Origin of the sequence: Nostoc flagelliforme FACHB-838 (assembly GCF_014698065.1) — a bacterium.
Classification (GTDB): domain Bacteria; phylum Cyanobacteriota; class Cyanobacteriia; order Cyanobacteriales; family Nostocaceae; genus Nostoc; species Nostoc flagelliforme_B.
Map to the genome: position 1 here is coordinate 31,886 of NZ_JACJSI010000025.1, position 15,604 is coordinate 47,489.

12 protein-coding genes are annotated in these 15,604 nt (G+C 44.1%); 3 read left to right on the top strand and 9 right to left on the bottom strand.

Annotation, left to right across the window (positions count from 1 at the left end):
* Positions 1 to 35: 35 nt before the first annotated feature.
* The 4 genes from H6G97_RS14790 to H6G97_RS14805 all read right to left on the bottom strand — a co-directional run bounded on the left by H6G97_RS14790 (position 36) and on the right by H6G97_RS14805 (position 3,860).
* Positions 36 to 845 carry a phytanoyl-CoA dioxygenase family protein gene (locus H6G97_RS14790; RefSeq protein ID WP_190941383.1) on the bottom strand — a complete coding sequence of 270 codons (810 nt, stop codon included), beginning with the start codon at positions 843 to 845 and terminating at the stop codon, positions 36 to 38.
* Between the two features lie 165 nt (positions 846 to 1,010).
* Positions 1,011 to 1,397, bottom strand: a complete 387-nt coding sequence (locus tag H6G97_RS14795; RefSeq protein ID WP_190941385.1) for a signal peptidase I — start codon at positions 1,395 to 1,397, stop codon at positions 1,011 to 1,013.
* Entirely contained in the window at positions 1,387 to 2,484 is a 1,098-nt protein-coding gene (gene galK / locus H6G97_RS14800; RefSeq protein WP_190941388.1) for a galactokinase, read from the bottom strand. The genes H6G97_RS14795 and galK overlap by 11 nt, the downstream gene beginning before the upstream one ends.
* Positions 2,485 to 2,771: 287 nt before the next feature.
* Positions 2,772 to 3,860, bottom strand: coding sequence for a M24 family metallopeptidase (locus H6G97_RS14805; RefSeq protein WP_190941390.1), 1,089 nt, complete (start codon positions 3,858 to 3,860; stop codon positions 2,772 to 2,774).
* Positions 3,861 to 4,314: 454 nt separating this feature from the next.
* Here H6G97_RS14805 and H6G97_RS14810 point away from each other — a divergent pair, with 454 nt between their 5' ends.
* On the top strand, positions 4,315 to 4,557 hold the full coding sequence (locus H6G97_RS14810) for a hypothetical protein (protein ID WP_190941392.1): 243 nt from the start codon (positions 4,315 to 4,317) through the stop codon (positions 4,555 to 4,557).
* A 572-nt stretch (positions 4,558 to 5,129) separates the two neighbouring features.
* Positions 5,130 to 7,358 (top strand): photosystem I core protein PsaB, encoded by a 2,229-nt coding sequence (gene psaB, locus H6G97_RS14815; RefSeq protein WP_190941394.1) that lies wholly within the window; start codon positions 5,130 to 5,132, stop codon positions 7,356 to 7,358.
* Positions 7,359 to 7,699: 341 nt separating this feature from the next.
* Here psaB and H6G97_RS14820 read toward each other — a convergent pair whose 3' ends face one another.
* Together H6G97_RS14820 and H6G97_RS54755 are read right to left on the bottom strand one after the other, a co-directional pair.
* On the bottom strand, positions 7,700 to 9,082 hold the full coding sequence (locus tag H6G97_RS14820) for a hypothetical protein (protein WP_190941396.1): 1,383 nt from the start codon (positions 9,080 to 9,082) through the stop codon (positions 7,700 to 7,702).
* Between the two features lie 359 nt (positions 9,083 to 9,441).
* The gene (locus H6G97_RS54755; protein ID WP_190941399.1) at positions 9,442 to 10,284 is read right to left on the bottom strand and encodes a hypothetical protein; all 843 of its coding nucleotides are present in this window, start codon (positions 10,282 to 10,284) and stop codon (positions 9,442 to 9,444) included.
* Between the two features lie 449 nt (positions 10,285 to 10,733).
* On the opposite strand from H6G97_RS54755, the gene H6G97_RS14830 reads away from it, so the two are divergent.
* Positions 10,734 to 10,889 carry a hypothetical protein gene (locus tag H6G97_RS14830; RefSeq protein WP_190941401.1) on the top strand — a complete coding sequence of 52 codons (156 nt, stop codon included), beginning with the start codon at positions 10,734 to 10,736 and terminating at the stop codon, positions 10,887 to 10,889.
* Between the two features lie 62 nt (positions 10,890 to 10,951).
* On the opposite strand, the gene H6G97_RS14835 is transcribed toward H6G97_RS14830, so the two are convergent.
* From H6G97_RS14835 to H6G97_RS14845, 3 genes are all read right to left on the bottom strand, one after another.
* On the bottom strand, positions 10,952 to 12,070 hold the full coding sequence (locus tag H6G97_RS14835; protein WP_190941403.1) for an SDR family NAD(P)-dependent oxidoreductase: 1,119 nt from the start codon (positions 12,068 to 12,070) through the stop codon (positions 10,952 to 10,954).
* Positions 12,071 to 12,132: 62 nt separating this feature from the next.
* A complete protein-coding gene (locus H6G97_RS14840) occupies positions 12,133 to 13,116 on the bottom strand; it encodes an aldo/keto reductase family protein (protein WP_190941405.1) in 984 nt (327 codons plus the stop codon).
* Between the two features lie 274 nt (positions 13,117 to 13,390).
* A complete protein-coding gene (locus H6G97_RS14845) occupies positions 13,391 to 15,454 on the bottom strand; it encodes a pentapeptide repeat-containing protein (RefSeq protein WP_242054938.1) in 2,064 nt (687 codons plus the stop codon).
* Between the last annotated feature and the right edge of the window lie 150 nt (positions 15,455 to 15,604).

Here is a 15,604-nt window from a genome sequence, read left to right on the forward strand (position 1 = left end):
AACCACTGACCTCTCAAAACTTTTGGGACAGACTACTAGTATTTGAAATTTACGTAAGTTTCAACTTTGTTCTGAGGTAAGCTTTCTACCAGCTGACACCGTAGCATCTGCTTTAGCTTTTCTTGCAGGCTTTCATAATAGTCTTTTGGGAGAGTCAAATCTACCTTTGGTGTGTGCAACCAATGCATAGCATAGCCCATGACTACCATCGGTCTTGGTTGGTTTGTCCGATTTGGGGAACCCCGATGCAGTGCTAAAGGCGATCGCACCATCACATCACCAGGCTGCATATAAAAAGATTCCATCGGAATTTCACCACTGGCAACCTTCTTTAATCCTTCTTCACGCGGTAATACATGAGTCCCGCGTGCCATTTGGAACGGGCCGTTGTCTGCGGTTACTTCCACCAGGGGAAAGTTAACTGCTAGGGCATAAAGTGGTGTGACTATCTGATCGCTAAACAGTGGACGAAAGTCCCGATGGGTTTCCTGATAATCCGAACCCTGGAATGGGACATCAACTCCCATTTGAACCATCACGTATTCTTGGAAAAATACGCGCTCTAAAATACCCATAATCACTGGATTGGCAAAAACTAATTCATTAGCAAATGGGTAAATCCAAGGCAAGGTCAGATAGTAGCGGGAAATTTCCCGAGGAGCCAACCCACCTGGTTGATTTTGACGCTCGTGAAATAACTTTTCAAAAGCTTGTACCCACTCGTCAATTAATTTTTGCTCAAAAACACCGCGAATGACACAAATTCCGTCTTTATTCAGTGCTCCGGCTAATAGGTCTAGGTCGGTAGCTGAATATTTCACTATACCGCCTATACTTTGAACCATCTTTTTTATCCTCTTCAACTTATAACTAGAGTCGTATTAATATCAGACTTCTAGGAGATTTTTTTATTGCTTGTCGATGGTAACGTACTATTTTCCAAATTAGTGGCTTATACCAATTCTCCGTAACAATTAATTAAACTTAATTATGCTCAATTACTTAACAAACTAACTCTTTGACACTCCAGGCAATTCAACACTATCGCCTGGCTTTGAAGGCCATCTGACTGTCAGAATAGTGCAGTCGGACTCAGCAACCCACCAATGGGATACACCTGCACACCAGAGAACATAATCACCTTCACAAGTTAATAAAATTTCTCTATCTTCAAATTGCAGACGAAATTCTCCGTCAATGAGTATTGAAAGCGTAGCAGCTTGGTTATTTACTGCCCATTCAGTTCTACTATCACCTGCTTTGTGAACAGCCCATTTTACTTCTAGCATTTCCGTGGAACGCGGATCGTCTTCAGGGGTGATAAAGTGACCCATGAACCATCCCCAACGATTCACACCTTCAACGGCTGCGTTTCCGTAAACAACTTTAGGCTGCATCACTTAACTCCAAAGAAGGAACCAAAATTTGTCCGTTGTAACCCGCTTGCTTATATTGTTCAAGAACATGAATTGCAATATTTCTGGCTTCACCAGCCACAACCAAAGCTACACAAGCGCCGCCAAAACCAGCACCTGTAAGTCTTGCACCAAAGACTCCCGGAGTTTTTTGCAACAGTTCTACTAGAGTATTCAGGGCAGGTACAGACACTTCGTAATCGTCTCGCAAGCTGGCGTGGGATGCGTTCATCAATTCGCCAAAGCGCTCAGATGTTACTCCCTGCAATACTTCCAAGACGCGGTTATTTTCTGTAACCACATGACGGGCGCGACGGCAAAGAGGTTCGGGTAGTTTTTCTGTTACTTCAGCATCAGTAATATCTCGTAGTGCCTTAACTCCTAGCGATCGCGCCGCCTCTTCACACTCAGCCCGGCGCTGGTTATAACCACTAGTTGCCAGGGTACGAGGCACACCACTATCAATAACCAAAATCTCCGCGTTGTCAGGCAAAGGCATCACCTGGCGTTCTAAAGTCCGAGTATCTAAAAACAAGATATGTTGAGTATCAGCCAAGCTAGAAGCCATCTGATCCATGATGCCGCACTGCACGCCAGCATAGTGAATTTCTGCTTGCTGGGCGAATTGGGCGATTTCAACATCATCAATGGGAAGGTTCAGAAGTTGGCGTAATGCCCGAAGCGTTGCCACTTCTAAAGCTGCGCTGCTAGACAAACCCGAACCCATAGGAACCGATGATTTGACGTATACAGAAAGTGACGGTATTGTATATCCTGCTTTTTGCAAAACCTCAATACAGCCAAAGATATAACTGGCAAATCCAGACGGGGTATGATTGCTCTCGGAAATGGTCACTTGCTCGTTGAAATTTTCCGAGTAAAAGTGATGTTGGCGTAGCCCATCGCAGGCATCGCTACTCAAACCTAGCTCTACCGTAGTGGATTGAGGAATTGCAGTTGGCAGAACGAAGCCATCGTTATAGTCAGTATGTTCGCCCAGTAAATTTACTCTTCCTGGCGCACTGGCTTGAGTTTCAGGTGGTTTACCAAATACTTGTTGAAAATCCATAATTTTTAACAAGAAAGAATTCAGGAGTCAAAAGTCAGAATGGGCTAAACGCCCCACTACCACAGAATTGAATTCTGTGCGACTGGTGGACTTTGATGTGAGCGTTCAGTGGAACGCTGAATAAACTTTTTTTAGTCCCTCACCAAATTTTTAATTTGGCGATCTTGAATCAGTGGCGAGTCTGAATTTCCCACTGATAGCACAGTGTTAGTAAGTCCGCGCACTTCTACAGGGAAGTAAGCTACGCGCATCGTCTCGTAGAGAGCGTCTTTATTCTGAATTATTCTTCAATTATACAAAGGTACAGGGCGCAATCTTCCCTCTACCTCAACATTAGGGAAGTTTGGATCAAAAGTCAGATTTTCCAACTTTCCATCCTTAAGAATTACAAAAGTATCTTCAACCTTTGCCCCTGCTAAACTGGGATTCCATGCGAGAGCAATACCTTCTGTCAAAGTATCAGTAGTAGTTGGATTGGCGACGATTTCTCGCGCTAAATATCCAGTGGTTCCTCCCTGGTGATGCTCACGGATGGCATTGGGGAATCCATGCTGCTCATAAGCTTGGGCTAGTGCGTTATAAGCTGTGTCGAGAGTGGTTCCAGGTTGGGACAAATTTAAAACTACTGCTTCTATTTCGCGCACATGGGAATGCAATTCGGCGCGTTCGCCTGAAAGCTCGCCAAAACAAACAAATCGTGTCAAATTTGCATACAAACCGTAACCTCTAGCGCAAAATACCAACATCGCTTGCTGTCCAATCTGTTCTGCTGTGGGTGTAGCATGACGGTATAGCGGTAAACGCCTCTCACCCGCTACCAGTGTCAGCGCTGGATGCAACCCTTTTGCCCATAATGCCTCTGCACCCGCACCCGCTAACTGATATTCTGTCCAAGTTGGCTTGGCCGCTTTAAGTACCTCTGTCATTGCCTGACTAGCTTTTTGCCCAACTTGACGATATCGCTCTAATTCACTTGACATCATTACCCGTTTATGTTTTTGCAGAGATGGGGGTAACGGCTGTTCTAAATTGGAGATAGGGCGATCGCTAACTGTTTTCCCACCGCCAGTTGTATCACGAACAAAAGACTCACGGGCAGCACCATCAGCCCAAGGGTTGATATGCACCTTAAAATCAGCTGGCAATTCTTCATCCTTAAGACGCTGCGCTTCAATTTCATCCGTCAATACCCAAGCATCTTCAGTAGTTACTAATACTTCTGCTACGCCAGTTTCCGCAGTAAGCAACACGGTGTTAGAAGCGCCAGCTGTCGCCCAGGCAAACCAGTCTGTACCGCGCAAACGCACGCCTTGCACTTCATTTTCACGCAAGGTTTGTCTCATTAACTCTAGTTTTTTGGAGACTTCTTCGTTCATAGAAAATTAGTAACCACAGATGAATACAGACAATTATGAGGTTCATCTGTGCTTATATGCGTATATCTATAGTTTGAAATAAAACGTGGTTACGGTATGATATCGAGTTTGGCATTTCAATAGACTTCTTGCATGAATTAAAAGCCCTCACCTAAATCCATCTCCCCAGCTTGAGATAAATTGGCTCCCCTTCTGTCAATTTTAGGAAAAGGGGTTGGGGGATATGGCAAGATCCCACAGGGTGGGCAAATTTTGCATTTATGCAACAGGTCTAATATTTACAACTACCGCTTTTTAAGAAGTGTATTTGCAATTACAGATCAACTTCACATTGAGTAATCCTTCTAGGCAATCGTACATTGAGCTAAGGTAGTTCTCAAGAATGATGTACTCATTAGTAAATTTTTGAAATTATAAAAGCGCAGGAGCTACGAAAAAAATATCAAAAAATCCGATGAAATTCCAAGGAAATCAAAACACAACAACAGAAAATAATCTTCCCGTGGCAGAGGACACACCTAAGTATATAAATCCTCAAGAACCTGGGAAATCTGAGCCTATGACTCAGGTACAAAGCGATAATGTAATTACCAATCAGGACTTACCCGATCCACGAGTTCGCTATGGTTTTACCCTGGTAATATTGGCTATTTTCTTATGTGTTGTCGCCATTTACTACGGAATTATTAACCCCTAACTAATTCACCTAATTTAGTCCCACAAAAAGTACAAATTCTTGGTATGACTGCGTACTAAGTTATAGATAAACATGAGCTTAATTTTGCGTTACATAATGATACGAAATTTTATATAAATTTAAGCTCATCTTCAACAAAAATTTGGTAAATTTTGTAGCTTTGAGAGTGTATTCAAGACTACAAATTCCTTTAATAAAAATATCCTCCATTAGTTAGATGGAAGTAGTAGTCATTAATTAGTTTATTACTTTACTAGAAATGAATTGCATCATACCGCCTAAAAATGTAAGTCCAATAATTACAGCAGACAGAAACTTAAGTCTAGTAGCCAGGTAGAAAGCCTGTTTTACTTCTGAATTTCCCAATTTATGATTGATGCCTTGGCGAAGCGTCTTTGGCTCTGCTCTTGAGTTCTGCTGTAACCGTGTTTTACCCTAAATACTCACCAGCTTTTGCTATAAAATTGACCTCCAATTTAAGGCTGAAAGGGTGCTGATTCAATTACAAAAAGTTGCTGGCTTACTAGAACTAGCAACTGGGATTAGCGTTTAAGAGGATGTGACTAAAATACATGGCCACAAAGTATCCTAAGTTTAACCAGGATCTCGCACAAGACCCGACTACACGCCGGATTTGGTACGCGATCGCTACGGGAAATGATTTTGAAAGCCATGATGGCATGACCGAGGAAAATCTTTATCAAAAGATTTTCGCTACTCACTTTGGTCACGTAGCAATCATTTTTCTGTGGGCATCTAGTTTATTGTTCCACGTAGCTTGGCAAGGTAACTTTGAACAGTGGATAAAAGATCCGCTGCATATTCGCCCAATCGCCCACGCGATTTGGGATCCTCATTTTGGTAAACCAGCAATAGAAGCTTTTACCCAAGGGGGCGCTACCAATCCTGTTAACATCGCTTACTCTGGTGTCTATCACTGGTGGTACACCATTGGGATGCGGACAAACAATGACCTTTACCAAGGTTCAGTGTTCTTGTTGCTGTTAGCAGCATTGTTCTTATTTGCTGGTTGGCTGCACTTGCAACCCAAGTACCGTCCTAGCTTGGCTTGGTTCAAGAGTGCTGAACCTCGCCTGAATCACCACCTGGCAGGTTTGTTTGGTGTTAGTTCTCTAGCTTGGGCCGGGCATCTTGTTCACGTTGCCATTCCCGAATCTCGCGGTGTTCATGTTGGTTGGAATAATTTCCTGAGTACTTTGCCGCACCCAGCAGGTTTAGCACCTTTTTGGAGAGGTGACTGGGGTGTATACGCTCAGAATCCTGATACCGCAGGGCATCTGTTTGGCACATCTCAAGGCGCAGGGACAGCAATTCTGACTTTTTTGGGTGGTTTTCATCCCCAAACTGAATCGCTATGGCTGACCGATATGGCTCATCACCATTTAGCGATCGCAGTTATCTTTATCGTCGCCGGTCATCAGTACCGGACTAACTTCGGAATTGGTCACAGCATCAAAGAGATGCTCAACGCCAGAAATTTCTTTGGCGTCCAAACTGAAGGTCAGTTCAACTTACCGCACCAAGGGCTGTACGACACCTACAACAACTCCCTGCACTTCCAGTTGTCCATACACCTGGCAGCGTTAGGTACTGCATTATCATTGGTGGCGCAGCACATGTATTCGCTGCCTCCTTACGCTTTCATTGGTAAGGACTATACAACACAGGCGGCGCTGTACACCCATCACCAGTACATTGCTGGCTTCCTAATGATTGGTGCGTTTGCCCATGCTGGCATCTTCTGGGTTCGGGATTACGACCCAGAACAAAACAAAGGTAACGTCCTGGATCGCGTACTAAAGCACAAAGAAGCGATTATTTCTCACTTGAGTTGGGTATCGTTATTCTTAGGCTTCCACACTCTTGGTCTGTACGTCCACAACGACGTTGTAGTTGCCTTTGGCACTCCTGAAAAGCAAATTTTAATTGAGCCAGTATTTGCTCAATTCATCCAATCTGCTCACGGGAAACTGGTGTATGGGATGGATACTTTATTATCTAACCCAGATAGTATTGCCTATACAGCTTGGCCCAACTACGGTAACGTCTGGCTACCAGGTTGGACAGAAGCGATCAACTCCGGTACTAACTCCCTGTTCTTGACGATTGGGCCTGGTGATTTTCTGGTTCACCATGCGATCGCTTTAGGTTTGCACACCACCACGTTAATTTGTGTCAAGGGCGCATTGGATGCTCGTGGTACAAAATTGATGCCTGATAAAAAGGACTTCGGCTTTACCTTCCCCTGCGATGGGCCTGGTCGGGGCGGTACTTGTCAAACTTCCTCCTGGGAACAGTCTTTTTATCTGGCTATCTTCTGGATGCTGAATCTCCTTGGTTGGGTAACTTTCTATTGGCACTGGAAGCATTTAGGTGTTTGGCAAGGTAACGTCGCTCAGTTCAATGAGAACTCTACATACCTGATGGGTTGGTTCCGTGATTACCTGTGGGCTAACTCCGCTCAGTTGATTAATGGTTACAACCCCTACGGCACAAATAATTTGTCTGTCTGGGCTTGGATGTTCCTCTTTGGACACTTGGTTTGGGCAACCGGTTTCATGTTCTTGATTAGCTGGCGTGGTTACTGGCAAGAGTTAATTGAAACTCTAGTCTGGGCACACGAACGCACTCCGTTGGCTAACTTAGTTTATTGGAAAGATAAGCCTGTTGCTCTATCCATTGTTCAGGGTTGGTTAGTAGGTCTAGCTCACTTCACAGTTGGCTATATCCTTACATACGCAGCATTCCTCATAGCCTCAACCGCTAGTAAATTTGGTTGAGATTCTTGAAAGATATCCTCTGACCTTAGCTATCTCCCCCTCTATACCGTTAGGTGAGAGGGGGATTTTTGTATATCGAAATTGTAGATTTTAAGCCAATACAGTTCAGTTAGGGCTTCAAATCTCGTTTCCAGCCTCTGCCTGGAAATGCTCATCATAGCGGCTCTGCCGCAAGTAAGAGAGGCGGAATCTCTAAGATGGCATTCCCAGCCGGAGATTCTTAACGAGACAATGTAAAAGCTTGTTTGAGACTGGCTTTCTCGTTAAGTTGACACCAATGACAGCTGTGCGCCCCTACGATATATTTTTTTAGTTGGAAGTCCCAAGGATTAAATTTACCGTTAACACTGTTGTTGTTTTTTGAATAATGACAATAGCAAACACATAAGTCCCATTGCTACCAACGACACTGAAGAAACAGGTTCTGGTACAGGCTGAGGGTTTTGCACAGGCTGATAATTGATAAAATTTCCTTGGATTGGGCTGAGTGATGCCAAAAGTTGCTCAATATCGCTAGATATATCAGTATCATTACCAACACTTTTAGAAGAAATGAGGCGGTTAAACGTTTGGCTACTTGAAGCATCAAAATCTCCGGTGAACCCAAGAAAATTTTGACCTATTTTACCTATAAGAGAGTCAATTAGATTGTTAACATCAGTTTTGATCCCTTGTGGGGATAACTTTAAACTACTGGTATTGTTGATGTTTCCAATCGTTGTGTTATCAGTATCCACTAACCAATTGCCATTACCAATAATTTCATTTCCACTGGTAAAAACCCAGTTACCATTACCAATAATTGTATTATTAGTACCAAAATCCCAATTGCCGTTTCCAATGGTTGCGTTGTCACTGCCGAAGTGCCAATTACCATTACCTAATGTTGCATTATTACTTCCGTCGTCCCAATACCAGTTGCCGTTACCAAGGGTTGTGTTACCTTGTCCAAATAGCCAATTGCCATTACCGATGGTTGCGTTGTCATTATTAAAGTTCCAGTTGCCATTGCCAATGGTTGCACTGTTACTACCATAATCCGAGTTAAAATTACCAATAGTTGCGTTATTACTACCAAAGTTCCTGTTACCATTACCAACCGGCGCGTTGCCCTCATTAAAGGTTTGGCTACCAGGATTAGAGGTATTACCAAGAACTTCTTTCAACGGATCGAAAGGCGATTGTTGAAGCAGACTTCCAGCACCTGCGATCGGATTACCACCTCCTGCAAACGGGTTTGCACCACCACCTGCGATCGGATTACCACTATTAGCACCACCTGCAACCGGGTTACTACCGCCTACAAACGGATTAGCACCCCCTGCAAATGGGTTAGTACCGCCTGCAAAGGGATTAGCACCCCCTGCAACCGGGTTACTACCTCCTGCAAACGGATTAGCACCGCCTGCAAACGGGTTACTACCTCCCGCCAATGTGTTGTCAATATCCTTGAAAAAGTTATCACCTAAAACTGACTTTAATCGATCAAAGATTAACTTCTGAAGTCCACTGCCACCATCGCCTGCAAACGGGTTAATACCGCCACCTGCAATGGGATTGTTACCGTTACCTAATAACAGATTGCTACCACCCGTCAACGGGCTACCTTCAGGAGACAAACTGCCATTGTTAGCAAAGGAACTACCGCTATACGGGTTACTAGCGCCACCTGCACTTGAGGGATTAACTCCACCATTAAGGGGATTGACAGCAGACTCTTCCATTAGCATTAATTTTCCTATTTTTAGTTAAAAAATTATGGGGTCTTCAGTACTTCTTATACCAATTATGAATTTGCTAAACCCAAAATTTCTGTAAAATAAAAGCTTTAATCATCTTACTGTCAAAATAACAGAAAACATTGTCTAAATCCTTACCTGTAAAGAGTTACAGGGCGTAAAATAGCAAACTAGTACAATAAGGCAGAAGGCACATCACCGATAATACAGGTTTTTTAGCTTTATCGAAATGGTATGTTTATTTGCGCCAAGCTGTACTAGCATACTATGTACTGAAGAACTCGTTCTTGTTCTCCTCTTATCTGCTGATTTTTGCAAGAATTCTATTAAGGGAACGGGATTTATCAACCACCAAATGGGTTAGTGCCACCAGCACCGCCACCAAATGGGTTAGTGCCACCAGCACCGCCACCAAATGGGTTAGTGCCATCAGCACCATCACCAAATGGGTTAGTGCCACCAGCACCGCCACCAAATGGGTTAGTGCTACCAGCACCGCCACCAAATGGGTTAGTGCCACCGACACCGCCACCCAATTCCTTGTCAAGCCTTGAATCAATTAGCTTGTCAATAGTAACCCTCAAAGTGGACGCATTCGGTATTTCAGTTGTGCTAATACCATAGGTCTGCCTACCAGCACCAGTCAAAGGGTCGCTACCACTACCACCTTGATTGTCACCGCCTGTGGATGGGCTACCGCCTACCAATGGGTTGCCACCACCTGCGGATGAGCTACCACCACCTGCGGATGGCCTACCACCGCCTCCGAATGGGCTGCCACCACCTGCGGATGGGCTGCCACCACCTGCGGATGGGCTGCCACCACCTGCGGATGGGCTGCCACCGCCTGCGGATGATAGGTTTGATGGGTTTACACCGCCTGCAAAGATATTCCAGAAGTTGTCACCAGCGAAAGGATTACCACCATAGGGTAAATCACCACCAGCGCCGCCACCGGCACCACCGACACCGCCACCAGCGCCGCCACCGACACCGCCAGCACCGCCACCGACACCGCCACCAGCACCACCGGCACCACCAGCGCCGCCACCGACACCACTGAATATATTGGGGAGGTCTTTTTCAGGGACAACTTCAACCAAGCGACCGAAGGGTGAATCTCTAAGCGAATTGTTTCCACTAGTAGAGGAATTGCTGCTACCACTGTTACTTGAATTTTCTGCCATTAGAATTAATCCTCTTATTGTTTTGATAAAAATCTTGCTACCATCGCAACATAAAATAGATCAAAACTAAGTTTGCTTTGTAACTATTTTTTGTTCAGCAAAACTAGTTAGTAGCTGTTAGATTATTTGCTTATCTTTGTTAAGTGTAGATAATCAATTTATAATCAATGCTACTTACACCTACAATGTAGATGATTTATTTTTGAAGGACAATGAAAAATGTTTTGATATATTTATCAAACTTGTAGATATTTATTAGACAAAAAATTGAAAAACTTAATTGAGATGTTGTATAACAAAATTAAATTTTGATTAAATACTATATTGCAATGAACAATCTTTTGATAAATTTGCCAATTTTTTGGATATTTAATTAATCGACGTTTATCCTGGGTTCTATTTTATGCGACGTTAGAGCGCAAGACTAATAACAATAAATAGCACGATTAATGACAGTTGAGGGTGCGATCGCACCCTCAATCAAAGAACGAGGGGGTGAAAAATGCGAGTGTTTAAGTCATTCCCTCACCTCGTTTCATCATCACTTTCTGACACCGATCAAAGCATTTGCACACCACCACTCACGGGCAAATATGCCCCGGTAATAAATTTTGCTTCGTCACCCTGGGGAGAGAAAAATATTTTTGCTCGAAATCTTCGGGATTGTCTAAGCTTGAACTTCAGGAGGTACTTGGGGCGATACTTTACCATCGGTTCCCACCTCTTTAACCTCGGTCGTAGCTTTTGGTTCAGTTACAGGACGTTCGTTATTGCGTCGTGCGGCGCGATCGCTCAAATAAGTTAACCAGGAAGGCGACCAGGCTGAGTGGCTGTCTTTGCCAAATGCCCGCTCTTTGCCAATTCCACCTGGTTCTGGTAAGAGACGATTTAGCAAACCAAATAGATTGGTACTTAGTCCGGGGAACAAAGCATAGAATTTAACCGAAACCCAGGTTGGAAAAGGCACAATGACTTCCGTAGCACCCCGGCGTAATCCAGCGATCGTGGCACGAGCAACCTTTTCTGCACTGGCAGAAAGCAACGGCAGCGAATCACCAATGCTGAACCAAGCAAATTCCTTGCGGTGCTGCCCTTTCATCACGGCATGATCGACAACTCCGGTATGAATGAAACCAGGACATACGGTTGTAACGGCAATTCCATCTTTTGCTAACTCGGTTCGCATTCCTTCCGATAGCCCAACGAGGGCAAATTTGCTGGCGCAATACCCGACCATGTGCGGCGATGCCAGTTTTCCCCCGATGGAGGAAATATTCACAATTCGTCCATTCTTTTGCTGCTGCATCTCTGGTAAAACCGCATAGGTTGTGTAAAGCGGTGCCCAAAAATGCAGCTTCATCATATCGTCGTAGTCTTGCATGGTCAGGGTTTCTACTGGGCCGATAATATCCGTTCCCGCATTGTTGATGAGAATGTCGATCGCCCCAAAGCGCTCTTTTACCTGTTGTACCATTTGCTCAACCTGAGCTTGATCCGTCACATCACAGGTTAATGCGAAAACTTCTTTGCCTCGTTGCTCCAGTTCAGTTCGTGCGCGTTCCAGTTCTGCTTCATCCCGCGCACAGATAGCAATCCGTGCGCCTGCATCAATCAACTGGCGTGCCATCACTAGCCCTAATCCGCGTGAACCACCTGTAATCAAAATGGTTTTACCTTGTAGGTCATAAATCCGTTCGCGCCACCAGCGATCAAGCAGCAGGAAACCGGGTAGTAAGGCGAACGCAAAGGCGATGAGCCTAAGTAAACTGTCATAGTTGATATGCATCAATCAAAAACTCCTGATGACTTGATAGATTTGCGATCCCAATTCAGTCAATTGACAACAACTCAGACACCAACAGTGACGCGATCGCTCATTTCCATTTCCAGAATTTCTTCAATGTGTTGAATTGTTGCCGGAGACAGGTGCTTACCCGATGCACTAACGTTTTCTTGTACCTGTGCTGGTTTGCTTGCACCGATGATGACGCTACTAATTTCGGGATTACGTAAGCACCAGGTAAGTGCCAATTGGCTCAGGCTCAAACCTTCTTGCTCGGCAATGGGCAACAATCGCTGCACCTTGAGCAACTGGTGCTGATCTAGTTCCCCATTGTTTAAAAACATATTTTGTTTCGGGTCACTTGCCCGTGAACCTTGGGGTAAGGATTGACCGGGTTTGTATTTACCAGTTAGCAACCCTTGGGCTAAGGGTGAGTAATTGATTATGCCAATCCCTTCTCGACGGCACAGAGGTAACACTTCTTTTTCAATCGTGCGATCGAGCATATTGTAACGAGGTTGATCGGATGCGATCGGCGCGAGATTTGCTAAACGGGTTAGGTCGGTCGCATGGGCGAGTTGTCCGGCACTCCACTCAGAAACCCCGTAATAAAGGATTTTTCCCTGTTTCACCAGATGATCAAATGCCATCAGGGTTTCAGCCAAGGGCACGGTCGGGTCATAACGATGTGCCTGGTAGAGGTCGATGTAGTCTAGCCCCAATCGCTTCAGGCTGGCATCACATTGCTCCAGAATATGTTTGCGTGATAGCCCGCGATCGTTCGGCCCATTGCCCATCGGGAAATAAACTTTGGTTGCTAAAACATAAGATTCACGCGGGTACTGCCGCAGCACATTACCCACAATTTTTTCAGCTTTTCCCCCGGCATAGACATTTGCTGTGTCAAAGAAATTAATTCCCAAATCATAAGCTTGCTCAATACATTGACGAGCGGTATCTTCTGCCGTTGCGCCACCATAGGTAAGCCATGACCCTAAACAAATTTCCGAGACACGAATGCCCTGTTTACCTAAATGCCGATATTCCATAATTCATCTCCTTTTTGCGAAACCTTCATTGTCAAAAGCAATGCTAAAATTCGCATTTAAAACAGGATGCGATCACTAGATCGCACCCTAATTAATTCTTTAAGCCCACTATAGAAAATGTTGATAGCTAAGTTCTCTTTCATCAGGAAGAGACAGCAGTTCTACTATTGATGAACTTATAGTAAAGATGGCTATTATAAAAAGCTAATTTCTTTAGTAGGCGATCGCTGCTTGGTTTACCGCTCACCGTGGAGACTGTTCCCATTCTCAGTAACTACTTCAGATATATCAGCAAATTCAATCCCGGAATTGTACGCGAAAGTGTCCACAAAACTAGGGTGATGTAAATTAAACCCAAACTCCATTGATACCAAGCAAGTGCAGAGATGATACCTGGTAAGTGTTCGTCTCGCAGGCGAATGTCGTTAAATCCTAATTTAACTAGGTTGTTGAGGCTAAAATCATAGTAGTTGAGCCAGTTCCAACGGCGATCGCTTTGAAGGGGCATATATCGTTCCCGAAATGTCTGATTCCTTGGTATCACTGGCAAACGTCCAATCAACAATCGTAACTGGCGAAATGTGCCGTCTTCTGTGAAGTAAGAAACGTCCATTAAATCGTGATAACGACCTTGTTGGTAAAGTCGGATTAATAAAGCCATTGGGATGGGGACAATAATTATAAAAAGACACCCCAATGTCAACCAAGGTTGTTCAGCATTGCGAAAAATAGCTAGTAAGCTGAAGAATTCTAAAACGCTAAAACTGACTAATATCGAAATGGTTTCGTAGGATGTGGGAATAATGGGTACGGGATGCAGCCGCCGACAGCGATCTACTAGCCAAAATAATAAGCCGAAATAAGCGATCGCTAATCCTCCCACACCAAACACTAACCAAAAATTCGTACCATAACCACTCAACAACAGCAGTATACTTAATGCCAACCAACTCCAAGCTTGTAGTAACCACTCACCGATAGAAAGGGGTTCGCCAACCATTAAACGATTTCTAATAATCAGCTGCTGTGCGTCTTTGCTCAGTTGGGTATATTTTTCTAAATCGATGTCTGCTATGGTGAGTAAATCACTGCTATTACGAAATGGTTTTATTAAACGACGCTGGGCGATCGCTTGAGCTTGAGTTGGAGAAAAACCCAGGTTAATCAAGCTGGCTACGGAAGCACTATTAATATTTGTAGCCGTCAGACGATGGCCGAACTCTATTAATCGTAGTCGTTGTTTTGTGTATTCCAATTCATTCGCATCGGCAATTTGCTGTTGCTGACGGAAGTTTTGTCCCAAATTCCGTAAGATGTTTTGATTGCCTTGCAATGTAGGGATGCAAAACATCTTACCAATCTGACCGGGATTGCCTAAGATTTTTGCTTGGTTAGAGTTGAAAGTTAAACCAGGTACGCTTAAACAAGTCTCTGTAGAAAACCTCGCATCACTAAAATCGGCTTGATTAAGTATGTTCGCACCTTGCAGATTTACCAATTGGTTAAACTCTGCTTCTCGGAAACTCACAGCTTGCTCAAAGGTCGCTTCTGTTAACAGGAGCGACTGATTAAAATCTGCTTTAGTAAACTGCACTTGATTGGCAAAACGCACATCAGAAAAGTCAGCATTTTCTTGCCATTTCACACTACTGAATTTAGCCAATTGTTTAAAAATTGCTTGGTTGAAGCTGGCAGTTTTTTCAAAAATACTACCTTGGAAATCAGTAAATTCCTGAAATTTGATTTTTTTAAAATTAGCTTTTTCAAAAAATATACTACCTTGAAAATCGCTTGGTTGTTGGAAGTTAGCACTGGTGAAACTAACGGGACGAGCAAATCTAGTTTCAGTCCAGTTTGTGGGTTGGAGAAAAGTTGCACCTTGGGCATTGACAGACTGAAGAAAAAATGTATTAGAGAATTTTATTTCGCCATTGAAGCGAGTTTGTACTAGTGTCAAAACACCACGAAAGACGGTGATTTCACTGGACGGGGTTGACTCTGTTCCTAAAAGCGATCGGCAATCTTTCGACTTGGGTAAAGCGAAGGTAGAGCCAGTTGCAGATATCGGCAGTGAATCCAAACAAACTAAGCGCAAACGTTCTAGTTCTTCTTGTTCGGTAGCAGTGAAAATGGGAGCGAAGACGCCTCGCGGCTTGTCGCCAGACATCGCTTGGGCGTACAATGGTGTTCTTAAACCCAAATCGCTGCCCACAAAATCCCCCAAAATCAAGGCATAGCTGAGGTCTAAACCGAGAGGTTTTGCACCTAGTTCTTTTCGCAGTAGTTGGTAAAAAGTATCACGGAAGCTGGTGTTATCTGGGCGCAAATCAATCACCATTTTCTGCAAATCTACTGTTAAATTGCCTTCGCGGAGTGTCGGTGTGCGTAGTCGTTCTTGTAATAATTCTAGGGTTAAGGGTGTGCGTTCTGGCTGTGTTTGTGCTGCCCAGGCTGGTAGGGGGAGGAGGAGGAGTAAAACGCAAAGGAA

Coding starts and splice junctions, on each gene's coding strand:
- H6G97_RS14790 (WP_190941383.1), bottom strand. CDS start 845: ATGGTTCAAAGTATAGGCGGTATAGTGAAATATTCAGCTACCGACCTA.
- H6G97_RS14795 (WP_190941385.1), bottom strand. CDS start 1,397: ATGCAGCCTAAAGTTGTTTACGGAAACGCAGCCGTTGAAGGTGTGAAT.
- galK (WP_190941388.1), bottom strand. CDS start 2,484: ATGGATTTTCAACAAGTATTTGGTAAACCACCTGAAACTCAAGCCAGT.
- H6G97_RS14805 (WP_190941390.1), bottom strand. CDS start 3,860: ATGAACGAAGAAGTCTCCAAAAAACTAGAGTTAATGAGACAAACCTTG.
- H6G97_RS14810 (WP_190941392.1), top strand. CDS start 4,315: ATGAAATTCCAAGGAAATCAAAACACAACAACAGAAAATAATCTTCCC.
- psaB (WP_190941394.1), top strand. CDS start 5,130: ATGGCCACAAAGTATCCTAAGTTTAACCAGGATCTCGCACAAGACCCG.
- H6G97_RS14820 (WP_190941396.1), bottom strand. CDS start 9,082: ATGGAAGAGTCTGCTGTCAATCCCCTTAATGGTGGAGTTAATCCCTCA.
- H6G97_RS54755 (WP_190941399.1), bottom strand. CDS start 10,284: ATGGCAGAAAATTCAAGTAACAGTGGTAGCAGCAATTCCTCTACTAGT.
- H6G97_RS14830 (WP_190941401.1), top strand. CDS start 10,734: ATGACAGTTGAGGGTGCGATCGCACCCTCAATCAAAGAACGAGGGGGT.
- H6G97_RS14835 (WP_190941403.1), bottom strand. CDS start 12,070: ATGCATATCAACTATGACAGTTTACTTAGGCTCATCGCCTTTGCGTTC.
- H6G97_RS14840 (WP_190941405.1), bottom strand. CDS start 13,116: ATGGAATATCGGCATTTAGGTAAACAGGGCATTCGTGTCTCGGAAATT.
- H6G97_RS14845 (WP_242054938.1), bottom strand. CDS start 15,454: ATGGTGATTGATTTGCGCCCAGATAACACCAGCTTCCGTGATACTTTT.